The 16,192-nt window shown below is 73.0% G+C and carries 17 protein-coding genes and 1 pseudogene; 8 read left to right on the forward strand and 10 right to left on the reverse strand.

Features of this window, described 5'->3' with window-relative positions:
- Positions 1–57 precede the first annotated feature (57 nt).
- The 4 genes from CXR44_RS15045 to CXR44_RS15060 all read left to right on the forward strand — a co-directional run bounded on the left by CXR44_RS15045 (position 58) and on the right by CXR44_RS15060 (position 3,322).
- Entirely contained in the window at positions 58–537 is a 480-nt protein-coding gene (locus tag CXR44_RS15045) for a MarR family winged helix-turn-helix transcriptional regulator (RefSeq protein WP_101786672.1), read from the forward strand.
- The gene (locus CXR44_RS15050; RefSeq protein ID WP_101786673.1) at positions 534–1,154 is read left to right on the forward strand and encodes a class I SAM-dependent methyltransferase; all 621 of its coding nucleotides are present in this window, start codon (positions 534–536) and stop codon (positions 1,152–1,154) included. Before CXR44_RS15045 ends, CXR44_RS15050 begins: the two co-directional genes overlap by 4 nt.
- Positions 1,155–1,279: 125 nt before the next feature.
- A complete protein-coding gene (locus CXR44_RS15055; protein WP_101786674.1) occupies positions 1,280–2,068 on the forward strand; it encodes a TetR/AcrR family transcriptional regulator in 789 nt (262 codons plus the stop codon).
- A 150-nt stretch (positions 2,069–2,218) separates the two neighbouring features.
- Positions 2,219–3,322 carry a class I SAM-dependent methyltransferase gene (locus CXR44_RS15060; protein WP_101786675.1) on the forward strand — a complete coding sequence of 368 codons (1,104 nt, stop codon included), beginning with the start codon at positions 2,219–2,221 and terminating at the stop codon, positions 3,320–3,322.
- Here CXR44_RS15060 and CXR44_RS15065 read toward each other — a convergent pair.
- Positions 3,304–3,681, reverse strand: a complete 378-nt coding sequence (locus tag CXR44_RS15065) for a DUF4180 domain-containing protein (protein WP_101786676.1) — start codon at positions 3,679–3,681, stop codon at positions 3,304–3,306. The genes CXR44_RS15060 and CXR44_RS15065 overlap by 19 nt on opposite strands.
- A 333-nt stretch (positions 3,682–4,014) precedes the next feature.
- Between CXR44_RS15065 and CXR44_RS39440 the strand changes: the two genes are divergently transcribed.
- The gene (locus CXR44_RS39440; protein ID WP_180903433.1) at positions 4,015–4,179 is read left to right on the forward strand and encodes a hypothetical protein; all 165 of its coding nucleotides are present in this window, start codon (positions 4,015–4,017) and stop codon (positions 4,177–4,179) included.
- Positions 4,180–5,086: 907 nt separating this feature from the next.
- Here CXR44_RS39440 and CXR44_RS15075 read toward each other — a convergent pair.
- The 5 genes from CXR44_RS15075 to CXR44_RS15100 form a co-directional block, all read right to left on the reverse strand.
- Complete coding sequence (locus CXR44_RS15075) at positions 5,087–5,830, reverse strand: class I SAM-dependent methyltransferase (RefSeq protein ID WP_101786678.1); 744 nt, start codon at positions 5,828–5,830, stop codon at positions 5,087–5,089.
- Between the two features lie 284 nt (positions 5,831–6,114).
- The gene (locus CXR44_RS15080) at positions 6,115–7,254 is read right to left on the reverse strand and encodes a CU044_5270 family protein (RefSeq protein ID WP_180903435.1); all 1,140 of its coding nucleotides are present in this window, start codon (positions 7,252–7,254) and stop codon (positions 6,115–6,117) included.
- A complete protein-coding gene (locus tag CXR44_RS15090; RefSeq protein WP_245899174.1) occupies positions 7,251–7,769 on the reverse strand; it encodes an RNA polymerase sigma factor in 519 nt (172 codons plus the stop codon). Before CXR44_RS15090 ends, CXR44_RS15080 begins: the two co-directional genes overlap by 4 nt.
- Positions 7,770–7,894: 125 nt before the next feature.
- The gene (locus tag CXR44_RS15095; RefSeq protein ID WP_101786680.1) at positions 7,895–8,626 is read right to left on the reverse strand and encodes an SRPBCC family protein; all 732 of its coding nucleotides are present in this window, start codon (positions 8,624–8,626) and stop codon (positions 7,895–7,897) included.
- Position 8,627: 1 nt separating this feature from the next.
- Positions 8,628–9,236: an ArsR/SmtB family transcription factor gene (locus CXR44_RS15100; RefSeq protein WP_101786681.1), complete on the reverse strand. Its 609-nt coding sequence runs from the start codon at positions 9,234–9,236 to the stop codon at positions 8,628–8,630.
- A gap of 83 nt (positions 9,237–9,319) precedes the next feature.
- Between CXR44_RS15100 and add the strand changes: the two genes are divergently transcribed.
- Together add and CXR44_RS15110 are read left to right on the forward strand one after the other, a co-directional pair.
- On the forward strand, positions 9,320–10,297 hold the full coding sequence (add, locus tag CXR44_RS15105) for an adenosine deaminase (RefSeq protein ID WP_245899175.1): 978 nt from the start codon (positions 9,320–9,322) through the stop codon (positions 10,295–10,297).
- 182 nt (positions 10,298–10,479) lie between these two features.
- On the forward strand, positions 10,480–11,403 hold the full coding sequence (locus CXR44_RS15110; RefSeq protein WP_101786682.1) for an AEC family transporter: 924 nt from the start codon (positions 10,480–10,482) through the stop codon (positions 11,401–11,403).
- A 36-nt stretch (positions 11,404–11,439) separates the two neighbouring features.
- Here the strand turns inward: CXR44_RS15110 and CXR44_RS15115 are convergent, their stop codons facing one another.
- Together CXR44_RS15115 and CXR44_RS15120 are read right to left on the reverse strand one after the other, a co-directional pair.
- Positions 11,440–12,654 carry a winged helix DNA-binding domain-containing protein gene (locus CXR44_RS15115; RefSeq protein WP_101786683.1) on the reverse strand — a complete coding sequence of 405 codons (1,215 nt, stop codon included), beginning with the start codon at positions 12,652–12,654 and terminating at the stop codon, positions 11,440–11,442.
- 69 nt (positions 12,655–12,723) lie between these two features.
- A pseudogene (locus CXR44_RS15120) lies at positions 12,724–13,629 on the reverse strand (RNA polymerase sigma factor); the annotation flags it as partial.
- Between the two features lie 175 nt (positions 13,630–13,804).
- On the opposite strand from CXR44_RS15120, the gene CXR44_RS15125 reads away from it, so the two are divergent.
- The gene (locus CXR44_RS15125; protein ID WP_101786685.1) at positions 13,805–14,431 is read left to right on the forward strand and encodes a TetR/AcrR family transcriptional regulator; all 627 of its coding nucleotides are present in this window, start codon (positions 13,805–13,807) and stop codon (positions 14,429–14,431) included.
- A gap of 49 nt (positions 14,432–14,480) precedes the next feature.
- Here CXR44_RS15125 and CXR44_RS15130 read toward each other — a convergent pair whose 3' ends face one another.
- Both CXR44_RS15130 and CXR44_RS15135 read right to left on the reverse strand, forming a co-directional pair.
- Positions 14,481–15,554 (reverse strand): winged helix DNA-binding domain-containing protein, encoded by a 1,074-nt coding sequence (locus CXR44_RS15130; protein ID WP_101786686.1) that lies wholly within the window; start codon positions 15,552–15,554, stop codon positions 14,481–14,483.
- A gap of 120 nt (positions 15,555–15,674) precedes the next feature.
- A complete protein-coding gene (locus CXR44_RS15135; RefSeq protein WP_101786687.1) occupies positions 15,675–16,151 on the reverse strand; it encodes a hypothetical protein in 477 nt (158 codons plus the stop codon).
- Between the last annotated feature and the right edge of the window lie 41 nt (positions 16,152–16,192).

Here is a 16,192-nt window from a genome sequence, read left to right on the forward strand (position 1 = left end):
CTTCGCTTTCCGCTACGATCCAAGTATTAAGGAAGCCTTAGTAAGCGAGGTTATAAGGTGCCCGAAGAACCTACAAGTGCCGCGCCGTTCCTGCCACAGCTCATCGGCCAGGCGTTCAACCTGATCCTCGACGGGCTCTACCAGCACCTCGTCGAGACCGGACACGAGGATCTGCGGCCCACCCACTGCCTGAACGTGTTCCGGTTCATGGACTGCGACGGCACCCGCCCCACCACGCTGGCCCGACGGGCCGGGATGACTCCGCAGGCCATGAGCGAACTCGTGGGCTACCTGGAGCAGCGCGACTACGTGCGACGTGTCCCCGACCCGTCCGACGGCCGGGGCCGCATCGTCGTCTACGCCGACCGCGGGACCCGCGCCGCCGAGATCAGCGCCGCCTACTTCGCCGACGTGGAAGCCCGATGGGGCGCCGTGGTCGGCCCCGGCCGTCTCGAGGACGTCAGGTCGGCCCTGGCGCAGATCCTCGGCGCCACCCCGGCTCGCACCGCCCACGCGGCGAAGGCCTCCGCGCCGTGAGACGCTCGTCCGGAGCACTCATCGGCTACTGGGACCGGCAGGCGGCCACCTACGACAGACGATCGGCCGGGGTCGAGCGCCGGTTCCTGGCGGACAGCCGCCGCTGGGTCTGCGGCCGGGCCCGGGGCGTCACCCTGGAGATCGCCGTCGGCACCGGAGCCAACCTCCGCCACTACCCCGACGAGGTCGATCTGACCGGCGTCGACTGGAGCGCCGCCATGCTCCACGCCGCTCGCCGGCAGGCGGATCTGGTGCACCGGGCCGTCCGGCTCCACCAGGCCGACGCGGCCGCTCTGCCCTTCCCCGCGGCGACGTTCGACACTGTCGTCAGCACCTTCGCCCTGTGCTGTGTCCCCGACGAACGCGCCGCGCTGGCCGAGGCGCTCCGCGTGCTGCGGCCCGGAGGTCTCCTGCTGCTGGCCGACCACGTGGCCGCGTCCTTCTGGCCGCTGCGCGCACTGCAGCACGTCGTCGAGCTGGTCAGCGTCCCCCTGCAGGGCGAGCACTACACCCGCCGCCCCCTGGCCGCCCTGCGCGGTTTCGGCGTCGTCATCGAGGAGACCGAGCGCCTGACCATGGGCGCGATCGAGCGCGTTCATGCCCGTAAGCCCCGCTGATCACCAGGGCGGCGAGCTCCACCCCGCGTCGAGGCCGTCCGCCTCGGGCTCGCCGTCCGGGACAATGTGACCGGGGCGGCGAACCGGCCTCTATCCTTACGCCGTACGGAGACAAGGGGGCGGACGTGGCGGTCTTCGCCGGCCAGGGGGACGCGCGGCGCTCGATGGCGCTGCTGTGGCGCGCCGGAGCCGTTCCGGGCGGTGACGCCGGCGGACGGCCGGGGCCCAAGCCGGCGCTGACCCTCGACATGATCGTCGGCGCGGCCATCGCCGTGGCCGACGAGCACGGCATGGCTGCGCTGTCCATGCGCGCCGTGGGCGAGCGGCTCGGCCGGACGGCCATGGCGCTCTACACGTACGTGCCCGGCAAGGGCGAACTGCTGGACCTCATGTACGACCAGGTGCTCGCCGAGCTCCCCACCGGTTACGACCTGGGCGCGGGCTGGCGGGCCGCCGTCTCCGCCTGGGCGCGGGACCTGTGCGAGCTGTACCTGCGTCACCCGTGGATGCTCCAGGTGTCCCAGGTCCGGCCGGTGCTCGGACCGAACGAGTACGCGATGCTCGACACCCTGCTGAGCCTGCTGCGCGTGACCGGGCTCGACCGTGAGCCGCTGCGGAGCCTCGTGGGGACATTGTTCCACTTCGTACGGGGTTCCGCCGCGACGATCGCCGAGTCCCGGCAGGCCGAGGCGGCGACGGGCGTCGGCGACCGGGAGTGGTGGCTCGACCGGGCCGGGTCGCTGCAGGAGGTGGCGCCGGACTTCGCCGACCGGTTCCCGCAGGTGGTGTGGCTGGACAGTGTGCCTCCCCCGCCGCGGCCCGCGGAGCCGGGCCCCTACCTGGAGCAGGCGGCCAGGAGGACCTTCCAGGCCGGACTCGACCTCATCCTGGACGGCGCCGAAGCGGCCAGATAACCCCAGGTCAGGGCTGTTAAGGCGGTGACCTCGCGGCTAGCGTGGGCCAGAGAGGGCAGGCCCGGCGCCGGTGTCGCACGTGTCCACGGCGGCCGGGCGGGCGCACGCCGCGGACGCCGGCGGCGCCTTGTTCCATTCAGGGGGATCTTCATGAACACCGCCGACGCCTACACCGCCAGCGACACCGAACGCACCGACCGGCTCACCGACCGCCTGTTCACAGCCGCGCTCGGCGCGCTCGAGCTCTACTCCGTCTACCTGGGCGGCGAGCTGGGCCTGTACCGGGTGCTGCGGGAGCAGGGCCCGCTGACGGCCCGGGAGCTCAGCGAACGCGCCGGGATCGCTCCCCGGTACGCCGTGGAGTGGCTGGAGCAGCAGGCCGTCGCCGGGTTCCTGGACACCGATCCGGACGTGCCGGCGGACGAGCGCCGCTACCGGCTCGACCCGGCGCACGCCCGTGTCCTGCTGGAGGCCGAGGACCCGGCACACGTCGCCCCGTTCGCCCATCTGCTCGCCGGCGTCGGCGGCGTCATCACGGAGGTGGCGCAGGCGTACCGCACCGGCGCGGGGGTTCCCTACGAGTCGTACGGGGCCGCGTTCCGCTACGGGCAGGGTCACATGAACCGCCCGGCCTTCACCCACGAGCTGCCCACCGACTGGCTGGCCGCCATGCCCGACATCGTGGCCCGCCTGCGGGACGCGCCGCACCCCCGCATCGCCGACGCCGGCTGCGGGCAGGGCTGGTCGACGATCGCGCTGGCCCGCGCCTTCCCGGACGCGCTCGTCGACGGCGTGGACGCCGACGCCGCGTCGATCGCCGACGCGCGCCTGCACGCCGAGCGGGCCGGCGTGGACGACCATGTGCGGCTGATACACGGCGACGCTGCCCGGCTGACGGAGACCGGCCCGTACGACCTGGTGGTCATCCTGGAGGCGCTGCACGACCTGGCCCGGCCGGTGGAGTTCCTGCGGGCGGCGCGCGGGTCGCTGAAGGAGGGCGGCGCCGTGCTGGTGGCGGACGAGCGGGTCGCGGACCGGTTCACGGCTCCCGGGGACGAGGTGGAGCGGATGATGTACGGCTGGAGCGTCACGCACTGCCTGCCGACCCAGCTCGTCGAGCAGCCGTCGGCGGCCACCGGCACGGTGCTGCGCGCGGATCGCGTCCGCGCCTACGCCGAGCAGGCCGGCTTCTCGGCGTGCTCGGTGCTGCCGGTGGAGAACGACTTCTTCCGCCTCTATCGGCTCGACGCCTGAGTCCCGGCCTCGCCGCCGCCGGCCGGGACGAGGCGTGCCGCCAGCCCGGGCAGGTCGTCGACGAACCAGAGGTGGCTTCCCCGGTTCGACTCGTGCACCCACGCCTGGAAGGCGGAGCCGGCGACGGCATGCCGGCTGACGTCACCCACGATCGCCAGCCCGAGGCGGTAGTTCACGAACTTCTGCGTCATCTCTCCCGCCACGCCGGTGTGCAGCCGGAAGAAGTCGTCGTGCAGCCGGTGGGCGGGCACCGCGACCCACGCCGCTCTTGCCGCCCAGGCGGCGGCGATCAGGTCGAGGGCGTCGTCCGCGCCGCGCAGCGGCTCCCCGTCCTCCTCGTACACATAGACTGCATCCATAACTCATCTTCCTTCCCTATCACTCCATCAGAAAGGGAAGGATAGATGAGTTTGCTGTAGAAGTCACGGGCGAGCACACGCCGGACAGGCGAGTCGGCGCACCCATGCCCTCGGGGACCTGAACCGACTCGCGATGAACCTGGTGGTGTTCCTGGTCTGTCTCCTGGCGGTCGGGTGCGGCGCTCCCTTCGGCCGAGGGGAGCAGCCCGGCCCGGGCGACAGGAGGACGGGTGAGCCTGACGCGCGAGGCCCCTGGGAGACGGCGGGGAGGCGTACGGAGCGCCCATCAAGATCCCCGCGCGGCAGAGGGACCAGGGGCGTCCGCTCGCCGACATGAGGAGCCGGATCGAGAGCGGCATCCGCGAGCAGTGCCCGGGGCGGAAGCGGTGCGTGCGGCTGCGGGTCGAGGCGCGCGACCGGCCGGGCTTCTCGACCTGCGTGTTCGTGGAGACCGATCCCCCGCAGGGGACCCTGGTCAGGCGGGCGCCACCGTCGTGATCGTCACAGGCGAGGAGCCCTGCGGCTCGACGGCGACCCCGGACGAGCCGTCCCGTCGATCGACGAGTCCCCTCGCACCGGGCCGTCCGGAGACGGTGACTCGCCGTCTCCGGACGGCACTCCGGAGCCGGACGACAGCCCATGACGGCGGGCCCTCCCGGAGCCGAGTCCACCCCGGAAGGCCGGCCCGCCGCTTCCGGGCAGCCCTCCGGCCCTGAGCAGCCTGACGGCCCCGGACCGCCTGACGGTCCCGGACCGCCTGACGGTCCCGGACAGCCTGACGGTCCCGGACAGCCTGACGGTCCCGGACAGCCTGACGGTCCCGGACAGCCTGACGGTCCTGGGCGGCCGGGCGTGGCAGACGGGGACGTCTCGCCGGTGGCCGTCGGCGAGACGGCGAGCTGGTTCGCGTCGGACCTCTCGATCATCAGGATCCTCGGCGCGATCGTGGCCCCCACGACCGTGCTCACCGCGATCCTGTTCTACTTCGGCTGGTCCCGCGCGTACTGGTTCCACGACTACTTCGGCGTGGACGCGACGCTGCTGGGCCTCACCACCCAGGACCACCTGCAGCTGAGCCGGGTCCCACGCCCCCGGTGGGTGCCCGTGCTGAATGGGCGGTCGTGTTCGTGCTCGTCGGCGTGGGCCTCTTCTGGGCCGCGAACGACTACTCCGCCGCGGTCGGCCGCGCGCGGGCCCGCCAGTTCCTCGCCGAACTGCCGGCCGCCCCCTGAAGCTCGTCCTGCGGTCCGGAGATCAGTACCTGCTCGTCCCGGAAGGCTGGTCCCGCGAGAACGGCGTCGCCCTCCTGCTTCCCATGAGCGACGCCGTCCGCCTGGAGTTCAGCCCGGCGTCGGTCCCTGAGGCCGCGCGCCCTCCCGCCTGCTGAACACCGGCGGGGAGGCGATCACCGTACGGCTACGAGGATCGTGTCGTCACCGACCTGCCACACCGTTCCGACCTCGCTGAACCCGGCGCGGCGCAGAAGGTCGGCGTGCACGGAGACCGGCACGCGGTGGTCGGCTCCGTGTCCCAGCAGCGCCTCGCGTTCGGCGAGCAGCTCCGCCAGAGCGGGCTCTTCCGCGACGGCACGCCACCAGGAACCCCAGTCCTCGTTGTGCTGGGCGGCCGACGACCGCCTGACCGCGGCGGCCAGGTCGGCGATGGTGGGCTGCTCGTCGTAGAGGTTGTCGGCGTTGACGAAGATCCCGCCGGGCCGCAGCTGTCCTGCCAGCTCCAGGTACACCTGCGCGAGAACGTCGGGCGGCAGGTAGTGCAGGGCGGTGGTGGACATCGCCGCGTCCGCCTTCCGGCTCAGCCCGAGGAGGGCCGACCAGCCGGGCACGCCGAGGTCGGCTTCGACGAACCTGGCGGCGTCCGGATGCCCGCCTCTGGCCAGGGCGAGGAGCAGCGGGTCCACGTCCACGCCGACGATCTCCGCAGCGGGGAGGCGACCGGCCATCCGGGCGGACAGGGATCCCGGTCCGCACCCGAGATCCAGGATCAGCGGGTCGGCCACGTCGCGGAGAGCGTGGGCCACCACCCGCCCGATCGTGGCGAAGCGCGCCTCGCGGTCGGCGACGTAGCGCTCCTGCTGGGCGTCCCACCGCCGCAGCCACTCGCGCGCGAGCCGGGGTTCGACGGACTTCACGATTCGGCCTCCAGGGGGACGGCTTGTGCGACGGGCCAACTGTAGCAATGAAAACCGTTCTCGTTGTTGCCCGTGTCAGCCAAAGGTCGCGGGCGTCAGCGAGAGGCTGTCATGCCCACGAGGTGATCAGGGTCGTCGGCGCCACCGGAGCCGGCGCAGGCGTTCGGGCTCCCACCCGCGCGCGGCTTGGAACGCCTCGCACGCCTCCCCGACGAGCGGTCTCACCGGGCGCCCGGGCGCCCGGTGAGACCGGCCGCCCGGGCATGTCATGGCATCCGGCCGGGTCAGTTTTCCCGCGAGTCGGTCCAGGCGGCCTTGACGAGGGTCACCGAGTTCCACACGGTGCCCGGCTCGAAGTCCTTCTGCAGACCGCCCGGCTCGACCACGACGCTCTCCCGCGCCAGGGCCTGACCGGTCTGCTCATCGATGATCAACCGGTCCTGCAGCGTGCCCTTGCCCGCCGCGTGTCCGTTGGGGGCCAGCGACTCCGTCTCGATGGCGACAGCCGTACCGGACCGGCCCCTGGCGTCGGTCACCCCCGCCGATGCGGTGACCGTGGGCAGGCCCGCGAGCATGCGGAAGGCCGCGGCCCGGACCTTGGCGCTGACCGGCATGTCGGTGATCAACCCGGCGGTCGTCTGGAACAGCCACGCGTCGCGGCCCATGGGCGCGCCGGACTCGGTGCCGTGGCCCTGGTAGTGGCGCAGCAGCCACCTCTTCAGCGCGGTCTCGTCCTCGGGAAGCCTCTTCAGGTCGGCCATGGTGACGTTGCGCCCCAGCCAGAAGATCTCCTTACCGGCGTGGTGGCCGGAGTGGGGCTTTCCGGGCTCGGTCGTCAGGGTCCGCGTCCTCTTGCCCGGCACCTCCACCTCGATCTGCGCGGGCGAGCCCGCCGCCTCCCAGCGCGCCCGGTCCGCGTCGGTGGCCGGCTGCGCGCCGAGCGGCTGGCTGCGGCTCCACTGGCCGGTCGCCGACACCCAGCTCTGGATCCGGCCTTCCTCGACGACCAGGTACCCGGCGACGGCCCTGGTCAGGGTCCGCTGGACGGACTCGGTGTGCCAGTAGGTCCCCGAACTCGACGGCCGGCCCTCCGCCTTGGTGGCGGCCGTCAGCAGCACCTGCTGGGCCGAGAGCGCCATGGGCGCCGCGGTGCCGGTGGCGGACCGAACCGCCGGCGTCGTCCCGCCGCCCGTCCCGCCGCCCGCCCCGCCGCCCGCTCCGGCGCCGAACACCGCGACGGCTGTCACGGCGGCCGCAGCTCCGGCCAGGCTCAGCCCCCACACCGGGCGAAGGCTCCGGCGGCGGGGCTCGGGAGTGCCCTGGGACATGGCGTAGGCCAGCTCCGCCTGCCTGGTGCGCTGGTCGACCTCCGTGTCGCCCAGGTGGGCGGGCCGGGCGGCCCGCACGTCGTCGATCGGGTTCATGAGAGCTCCCTGGACAGGTCGAACCGGGACATTGCGGCAGCGGCGGGTTCCAGCTCCCGCTGGAGGCGCTTTCGCGCCCGGTGCAGGCGGACCCGGAAGGTGGGCACGGAACAGCCGACGACCCTGGCGGCGTCGCGCGGGGACAGCCCCTGCCAGGCGACCAGGATGAGCAGCTCCCGCTCGTCCTGGGTGAGCCTGGCCATGGCCTTCAGGACGCCCAGCCGCTCGGCCACCACCTCGGCGACGTCACCGGAGACCCACTCGCGAAGTTCCTGGGTGAGCCCCTCGCGGCGGGCCTCCTCCCTGATGTTCTCGCGCAACACGTTCCTGGCGATGCCCAGCAGATACGGCAGCGCGTTCTCCGGCACGTCATGCAGCCTGCGCCAGGCGACGGCGAACGTCTCGCTCACCACTTCGTCCGCCACCTGCCGGCCCGCCCGGCTGACCACGTAGGCCCAGACCCGCTGCCGGCATTGGTCGTACATGGTGGTGAACCGATCTCGGTCCTGCGTCACCGCCCCAACTCCTCATGTCCTGGTGATGGATGGACACTACGAAGTGGCCGGAGGGGCCCGAAGATTACAGGTGGGTGCGAGATATTTTCGTCAGTCCGCGTAACCGCCCGGACGCCTGCTCCGCGTCAGTCGGCGTACAGGTGCCGGAGCCACGCGGCCCATCCCTCCTCCGCCGGATCACCGGCGAAGACGTGGTGTGCGGCGATCATGCAGCCGGGGAGACCCTGCAGGAACCTCAGCAGCGCGTCGGGCGTGCGGATGCCGACCGTCTGGGCGTTGGCGAAGTAGACCACGCCGTCCACCGGAGGCAGCCCCGCCGGGGCGACCTTGACCGGGTCGCCGGGGGTGGGGTGCGGCGGCAGGCCCAGCTCGCCGTGCAGGACGCGCCAGGCGCGCGGCCAGTCACCGACCGGAGGGCCGAACGCGGTGACGGGCGTCGCCGTACGGCCGCGGAACCAGGTGAGGTACTCGACCAGCGTCGCGAAGAACATCGCCAGGCCCTGCGACATCGCCTCGTACTCGGACTCCCAGTCGTCCCCCGGGAGGAAGCCGCTGGTCACCAGGCGCACCATGGTGCTGCCCTGGTCACGGCCCTCGACGAGGAACTCGTAGGCGACGAACCGCCCGTCCTCCCCCACGGCGCTGGTGTGCGCGAGCCGGCCGGGCGGCTCGGCGGCGGTGATGGAGGAGTCGGGCATGGCGCCACCGCCGAACGCGGTGCGCACCACGCCGTCGGCCACCTCGGTGCGGCCCATGAACCAGGAGTCGATGCCGGGACCGGTGGCGATGGCCTGCCACACCTCCTCCGGCGTCACATTGACCAGGGCCTCCTGGGGCAGCTCGAACTCGCGGCCCATGTCAGCCCTCCTGCCCGGCGGGCGGCACCGCGGAGGGGACGGCGGGGTGGACGGCGACGACGAGCCGGTGGTCTCGCCCGCCCGGCGCGCTCTCGTCGTGGTACTTGCTCACCAGCGCGGTCACGCAGGCCGTCAGCTCCTCGGCGAACGCCGCCCGGTCGGCCGCCGAGGCGAAGCGCACCTGCCCGTCGATCGCGAACGTGGCGAGCCGCCTGCGCTCCTTGACCGCGCCGGTGACCAGCGCGCCGACGTCACGGACGAGCTGGGCGGCCAGCGCGAGCAGCCAGCCGGCCGACAGCCGGTCGGGGGACCTGGCCGGGTCGGGCTGGACGGCGGCCAGGGCCGTCGGGGAGATCACGAAGGAGGAGGCGGTGGCCCGCATGACACGCTCGGTGACGTTGCCCTTGCGGCGTTCCTCGACGAGCTCGACCAGGCCGTGCTTCTCCAGGGTCCTCAGGTGGTAGTTGACCTTCTGGCGGGCCAGGCCGACCTTGGCGGCCAGCGTGGTGGCCGAGCCGGGCTCCACCAGCTCCGCCAGGAGCCTCGACCGCATGGGGTCGAGGCTCGCCTCGGCAGCGGCCGGATCCTCGATCACCGCGACTTCCTGCATGACGGAACGATCGCACCGAAAAAATTCTTTGTCAAGATAAACGAGGTGCGGGCCGGCCCGCGCCCAGCCTAGGGTGCGGGCACGTGAGAGACGACATCGGTGGTGGCCGGGACATCACGCGGCTGCCCAAGGCCCACCTGCACGTCCACCTGGAGAGCACGGTGCGGCCGCGGACCGTCCGGGAGCTGGGCGGGCCGCCCGAGCCGGCGGGGCCGTTCCGGACCTTCCGGGAGTTCGCCGACCAGCGGGCGCGGGTGCGCGAACGGCTGGTCACCGCCGACCACTTCAGGCGGGTGGCGCTGGAGTTCTGCGAGGACGAGGCCGCCCAGGGCACCCGCTACGCGGAGGTGACGTTCACCGCCGCCGCGCACGGCGAGCGGGTGGGGTCGCCGGAGATGCCGCTGGAGGCGGTGCTGGAGGGGCTGGCCGAGGGGTCCGCGAGGTACGGGATCATCTGCCGGGTGCTGCTCGACCACTCCCGGCGCCGGCCCGCCGAGCGGCTGCGCCGGACGCTGGAGCTGGCGCTGCGCCACGACGAGGTGATCGGCATCGGGCTGGCGGGCGACGAGAGCCACCCGCTGGCGCCGTTCGCGGACGTGCTCGACGCCGCCAGGGACGCGGGGCTGCACCTGGTGCACCACGCGGGAGAGACGGCGGGACCGGCCAGCGTCCGCGAGGCTCTCACGCTCGGCCACGCCGAACGGCTCGGACACGGCATCCGCGTCCTCGACGACGGCGAGCTCGTGGCGGAGCTCCGGGAGCGGCGCGTCCCGCTGGAGGTCTGCCCCACGTCCAACGTCCTGCTCGGGCTGGTGCCGTCGCTGCGCGAGCACCCGCTCCCCCGGCTGCGCGCCGCGGGGCTGGTCGTCACGGTCAACACCGACGGGGAGACGGCGCTGGCCGAGGAGTACGCCCGGCTGCGCGAGGTCTTCGGGTACGGCGACACGGACCTGGCCGAGCTGGCCCGCGCCTCGGTCGAGGCGTCGTTCGCGCCCGAGGAGGTCAAGGCGCGGCTGCTGGCGCAGGTGGACGGCTGGCTCGCCGCCCCCGATCCGGCCTGACCGCCCCGGCCCCGACCGTCCGGTCCGGCCCGGTCCTCCCGCTCCGGCCCTGACCGCCCGCCCCGGCCCTGACATCCCGCCCCGGTCCGACCGCCTGACCGGGGCCCGGGTGACCCGCCCCGGCCGTGGTGCGGGGGCCCCGGGTGAGGGCGGCGGGCGCCGGTGCGGGAGCATGGTCGGCGATGTCGGGGGTTGTCGCGGCGTTCGTCGCTCTGGTCTCGGTGGCGGTGCTCGGGTTCATCGTCGGCCGCGTCGGCGTGGTGCGCGCCCAGGACGAGCTGGTGCTGTCGCGGCTGGCGTTCTTCGTCGCCATGCCCGCGCTGCTGTTCGCGACCGTGTCGGCCGCCGACCTGGCGTCGGTCTTCTCGCCGGTCCTGCTGACCAGCCTGGCCGGCGTGGTGGTGACGCAGGTGGCGTTCGTCGCGGTGGCGCGGTTCGCCTGGCGCCGGAGCCGCGGGGAGGTGACGATCGGGGCGCTCGCCTCCTCGTACGTCAACGCCGGCAACCTGGGCATCCCCGTCAGCGTATACGTGCTGGGCGACGGAGCGCTGGTCGCCCCGATCCTGCTGACACAGCTCCTGGTGATCACCCCCGCGGCCTTCCTCATGCTCGACGGCGGCCGCCGGGGCGCCCGCCGGACCTCCCTGCGGGAGGTGCTGCTCCGGCCGCTGCGCAACCCGCTCACGGTCGCCTCGCTGCTCGGCCTGGCCGTCGCCGCGACCGGATTCGAGGTGCCCACCCTGCTGATGCGGCCGGTCGAGCTCGTGGGAGGCGCGGCCGTGCCGCTGGCCCTGCTGGCGTACGGGCTGAGCCTGAGCGGCGCCCGGCCCGACGCGGAGGGTGGCCGGCGTCGCGAACTCGTGCTGGTGGTGGTGCTGAAGAACCTGGTGCAGCCGGCCGTGGCCTACCTGACCGGCAGGTACGCCCTGGGGCTCGACGGCGCGGGCCTGATGACCGCCACCCTGTTCGGGGCGCTGCCCACGGCGCAGAACATCTACGTCTACGCCGTGCACTACGACACCGCCAGATCGCTGGCACGTGGCGCGGTGCTCGTCACGACCGTGCTGTCCATCCCGATCATGACCGCGGTCGCCGCGCTCCTGTGACCCGGGAGCGTCATCGGCGGGCCCCGGCCGGCGACGTCAGGCGTGCGGGCCGACGGTGACCGGGCCGAGGGTCAGCTCCGGCCGTCCCTCCAGGATCTCGCCGACGCGGGCCACCTGGTCGTCCAGCTCGCCGCGCTGGGCACGGGTGAGCGGGCGCAGCGCCTCGACCGTGACGTGGATCCGGCGGCCGGAGCGGCGCTGGTGCCAGACGCCGGCCACCGTGCCGTCCACCAGCAGCACCGGGAAGTTGCCCGCCTGGCCGCCGGCCAGCGCCCGCCTGCGCGCCGCGCCGGGGTAGAGCAGCTCGCGTGGCCGGCCGGCCACGACGTAGGCGTCGAAGTACGGCAGGAGCCGCACCCCGCCGGGCGCCTGGGCGGGCGCCGCGGTGTCGCCGGGGAGCACCCAGGCGGTGCCGCCCTGGAAGGAGACCGGTTGCGGCCCGGCCGCCTCGAACAGCCCCTCCGCCCAGGCGCGGGGCGCCCCGATCCACTGGGCGAACTGCTCGGGCGTGGCGGGCCCGTAGCCGGCCAGGTAGCGGCGCAGCAGCTCGACGGCGCCGTCCACCGCTCCGCCGCCGCCCGGCGTCGTCCCGTCCGCGTGCCCGCTCGCGCCGCCGCCCCCCATGGGGAGGACGGATCCGGAGAGGGCAGGCGAGGCGGGAGCCGGGGGCGGGCTGGTGTAGGTGACCTTGCGGCCGCGGGGCGGGCCGAAGACGAGCGCGCCGTGATGCGCCGCGGCCGCCATCGCCTGCCGCCAGCGCGGCCACATGGTCTGGAAGGCCGGCATCACCAGGTCGCCCGCCCACGGTCCCGTGGCGCCCACCACCGCGTCGCCGAGCTCGTCGATCGTCAGCTCCCGCCCGTCGAGCACCACGCGGATCGCCTCGATCACCTCGGCCGTCTGCCCGGCCGTCATCCTGACGCCGTCGGGGAAGGCGTGGTGGCCGAGCGGCAGCCGGGACAGCGCGTCCACCCAGCTAGGCAGGTCGCGGGCGGGCAGGAGGTGGACCGTGCCGCGCGGGCCGTACGTCTTGACCAGGCTGCGCTCCTCCCACAGCGCCCGGCGGACGTCGGCCCTGGTCACGCCGTCGAGCCGGAGCGCGATCGACAGCTCGGCGGCCGACATCACCTGGGCGTGCGCGCCGCACATCGCGGCGACGACGTCCGCCGGCGTGCCGCCCTCGCGGGGCGCGGCCAGCGCCTGGCGTTCCAGCCTTCTGGCGCTGACCTGCGGCCACGACAACTCGATCACATCGCCTCCTTAGGGGTTCGGCACCACCGTAGGAGACAATGCGGCACGGTTCGTTCCGCGTTGCGCGGCTCAGAGATAGTCGCGCAGGGCGAGGGCTCGGGACGGGTGACGGAGCTTGGACATGGTCTTCGCCTCGATCTGCCGGATGCGCTCGCGGGTGACGCCGTAGACCTTGCCGATCTCGTCCAGCGTCATCGGCTTGCCGTCCGCGAGCCCGTACCTCATGGAGATCACGCCCGCCTCGCGCTCGGACAGCTCGCCGAGCAGGGAGCGGAGCTGCTGCTGCAGCAGCGTGAAGGAGACCGCGTCGGCCGGTGAGACCGCCTCGGTGTCCTCGATGAGGTCGCCGAACTCGCTGTCTCCGGTCTCGCCGAGCGGCGTGTGCAGGGAGATCGGCTCACGCCCGTACGCCTGGACCTCGACGACCCGCTCGACGGGCAGCTCGGTCTCGGCGGCGATCTCCTCGGGCGTGGGCTCGCGGCCCAGGTCGGACTGCAGGCGGCGCTGCGTGCGCGCCACCTTGTTGATCAGCTCGACCATGTGGACCGGGATGCGGATGGTCCGCGCCTGGTCGGCCATGGCCCGGGTGATGGCCTGCTTGATCCACCAGGTGGCGTAGGTGGAGAACTTGAAGCCGAGCCGGTAGTCGAACTTCTCGATCGTGCGGATGAGGCCCAGGTTGCCTTCCTGGATGAGGTCGAGGAAGAGCATGCCGCGGCCGGTGTAGCGCTTGGCGATGGAGACGACGAGCCGCAGGTTGGCCTCCAGCATGCGCTTCTTGGCGCGGGCGCCGTCGTCGGCGATCCACTCCAGGTCGGCGCGGAGGTCGGTGGGCAGGTCGGGCTCGGTCTCGAGCCGCTCCTGGGCGAACAGGCCGGCCTCGATCCGCTTGGCGAGGTCGATCTCCTGCTCGGCGGACAGCAGCGGGACCCGTCCGATCGCCTTCAGGTAGGTCTTGACCGAGTCGGCGCCCACCGCGGAGTCGGCGGAGTCGTCCAGATCGAGAACCTCTGCTGCTTGGGACAAGACACTCTCCTCGCTCGGGATCCTGTGGAGCTAAAATTAGGCCCAGCACAACTTTAGGTCCGCGCTCAAACAGAGTCAACCTAAAATGAGGTCGAACCTAAGAATTTATGAGAGGCTGGCGGCTATGAGCATCGACACCTTGGGCTTGAGAGAACAGAAGAAGCGAGAGACCCGGCAGGCCATCTCCGACCACGCTACCCAACTCTTCCTCCAGCGCGGTTTCGACAGGACGACGATCGCGGACATCGCGGCGGCCGCCAGGGTGGCCAAGATGACCGTGACCAATTACTTCCCCCGGAAGGAGGACCTGGCACTCGACCACCACGAGGAGTTCGTGGCGAGCCTCGCGGCGACCGTGGCCGAGCGGGCTGCCGGGGAGTCGGCGCTGGCGGCGCTGCGGCGGGCGTTCATGGACGCGGCACGACGGCACGACCCGATGGTCGGGTTCACCGGCGCCGAGTTCGCGCGCATGGTGGCCGACAGCCCGACCCTGGTGGCGCGCCTGCGCGATCTGCACGACCAGCGGGAGGACGCCCTGGCCGAGCGGCTCGCCGAGGAGACGGGTGACGAGCTGACAGCCAGGGCCGTGGCGGCGCAGCTGGGGGCGGCCCACCGGCTGCTGTTCCGGGAGCTCCAGCGGCGCACGCTGGACGGGCAGGACGCCGACGAACTCGCCGCGGCGCTGTCGGAGGCGGCGACGCGGGTGTTCGACCTGCTGGAGCCGGCCATCGGCGACTACGCCGTCCGCTGAGCCGAGCGGCGGCGAGCCGGGGCCGGCAGGCGCGGCGAGGCCGGGACCGTCAGGCCGCGGGCGGGCGCCAGGTGACCCGCCCGCCGGCGGCCCCCGCGAAGGCCAGCAGCCGGGACCCCTCCTCGGCCAGCTCCGCCATGACGGTGTCGGGCAGAGCGACGAACGGCTTCAGGACGAGAACGTCGTCCTTGAGGTCCCATCTGCCCGCGACGACACCGTCCACCAGGAACGTCGGGTGCACGATGGCGCCGACGCACACGGCCTTGCGCTGCTCGGCGGTCATCATCCGGCTCCGGTCGGCGTAGGCGACCATCAGGTTGTCGAAGTACGGCAGGAACCGCACCGGAGCGGGCACGTCCTCGGGCGCGAGCGGCGCGTCCGGCAGGTCGTACAGCACCCGCCCCTCCATATCCTGATATTTCCGTAAAGGCATGGCCTCGATCACCGGCCGCAACCGCGTCAGCCCGGACCATGCCTGCACGTCCATCACCGACGCCGGCCCGAACGCCGCCAGGTAGCGGGAGACGATCCGCGCGGCGCTCGGCGCGGCCTCGAGCGGTCTGCCGAGCCACTCCTCGGCCAGGGTGAACGGTGTCGCGCCACCTCTGTTCCAGGTGCCGCTGGGCGGCGGGTGCACCACGGCCACGAGAGCCTGCGCCGACCAGCCGAGCGCCATCGGATCGACCTCGGGCCAGCGGCGGGCGAGCAGGTCGCGCAGCTCGGGGCGGCTCAGCGTGCGTCCGGTCAGGTGCTCTCGTGTGAGGGCGACCAGCTCCTCCAGGTCCACGCCCGCGGTGACCCTGCCCCATGCCGCCTGCCGGGCGCGCGTCAGGGGCGCCTGCATGAGGGGCCGCAACCAGGCGTAGTCGTCGGCCAGCGCCAGGTGCTGCGTGCCGCGCAGCAGGGACCCGCGCACCACGCGCCGGTCGTACAGGAGCGAGGTGAGATCGTCGTGGGTGAAGGCGGTCAGGCGTGACCACAGCCCGAAGTACGGCGGGTTGACGTCCTGGCCCTGCACGGCGACCAGCCGCTCGATCGCCTGGACCGGCGACAGGGCGGAGCGCTCCAGCAGGAGCTGCCGCTGCAGGGCGGTGCGGTTGAGCACGCGGGAGGTCAGCTTCATGAGCGAGACGCTACGTCCCTATGCGGAAGACTTCTTCCCGCGATCGTCGTCGTGGGTCTCGCGGAATGCGGCCGGCTCATGGGATGCGCCCGGCCCGGCGGTACGTGTCCGCGGAGCCGCTCAGAGCGTCTCGTCCGCGCCCGAGGCGGGGAAGGCGTCCGCCGGGCGGATCTCGCTGAACAGCCTCAGCGTCACCGGCCGCGGCACGAGCAGGCCGGGCAGGCGCAGGCCGCCCGAGAAGAACACCGTCTCCAGGACGATCTTCACGTAGGGGCGCTCCCCGGGGATCTCGGCGCACACGACCGAGACGGGTGCGCACACCTCGTGCCGGCCGAGTCGCAGCCACGCGCGCGCGTCGCGGTCGAGTTCGGCCGACTCCCAGTGCAGCACCGGCTGCTCGGCGCGGTGCGACGGCAGCGGGAGCCGCAGGGCGAAGCCCGCCAGCGCGGCGTCGGGCCGCAGGTAGAACGCGCCGTCGAGGCGTGGCGGCGCGTACAGCAGGCGCGGGCCTTTCCGCCTGCTCGTCGTCAGCCTCGCCTCGGTCGCCTCCAGGACGATCCGCCAGGAGCCGGGGCCGATGTGTGAGGACGTCGCCATGGGTCACCTCGCCGTGGTCCGAACGTGTGCCAGTCGCTCCT

This window comes from Nonomuraea indica (genome assembly GCF_002850745.1).
Taxonomy (GTDB): Bacteria; Actinomycetota; Actinomycetes; order Streptosporangiales; family Streptosporangiaceae; genus Nonomuraea; species Nonomuraea indica.

Bases quoted from the DNA above. Each gene is read 5' to 3' on its own strand.
- CXR44_RS15125 (WP_101786685.1), top strand. From the start codon at position 13,805: ATGAGCATCGACACCTTGGGCTTGAGAGAACAGAAGAAGCGAGAGACC.
- CXR44_RS39440 (WP_180903433.1), top strand. From the start codon at position 4,015: ATGAGGAGCCGGATCGAGAGCGGCATCCGCGAGCAGTGCCCGGGGCGG.
- CXR44_RS15060 (WP_101786675.1), top strand. From the start codon at position 2,219: ATGAACACCGCCGACGCCTACACCGCCAGCGACACCGAACGCACCGAC.
- CXR44_RS15080 (WP_180903435.1), bottom strand. From the start codon at position 7,254: ATGAACCCGATCGACGACGTGCGGGCCGCCCGGCCCGCCCACCTGGGC.
- CXR44_RS15130 (WP_101786686.1), bottom strand. From the start codon at position 15,554: ATGAAGCTGACCTCCCGCGTGCTCAACCGCACCGCCCTGCAGCGGCAG.
- CXR44_RS15095 (WP_101786680.1), bottom strand. From the start codon at position 8,626: ATGGGCCGCGAGTTCGAGCTGCCCCAGGAGGCCCTGGTCAATGTGACG.
- CXR44_RS15110 (WP_101786682.1), top strand. From the start codon at position 10,480: ATGTCGGGGGTTGTCGCGGCGTTCGTCGCTCTGGTCTCGGTGGCGGTG.
- CXR44_RS15100 (WP_101786681.1), bottom strand. From the start codon at position 9,236: ATGCAGGAAGTCGCGGTGATCGAGGATCCGGCCGCTGCCGAGGCGAGC.
- CXR44_RS15135 (WP_101786687.1), bottom strand. From the start codon at position 16,151: ATGGCGACGTCCTCACACATCGGCCCCGGCTCCTGGCGGATCGTCCTG.
- CXR44_RS15065 (WP_101786676.1), bottom strand. From the start codon at position 3,681: ATGGATGCAGTCTATGTGTACGAGGAGGACGGGGAGCCGCTGCGCGGC.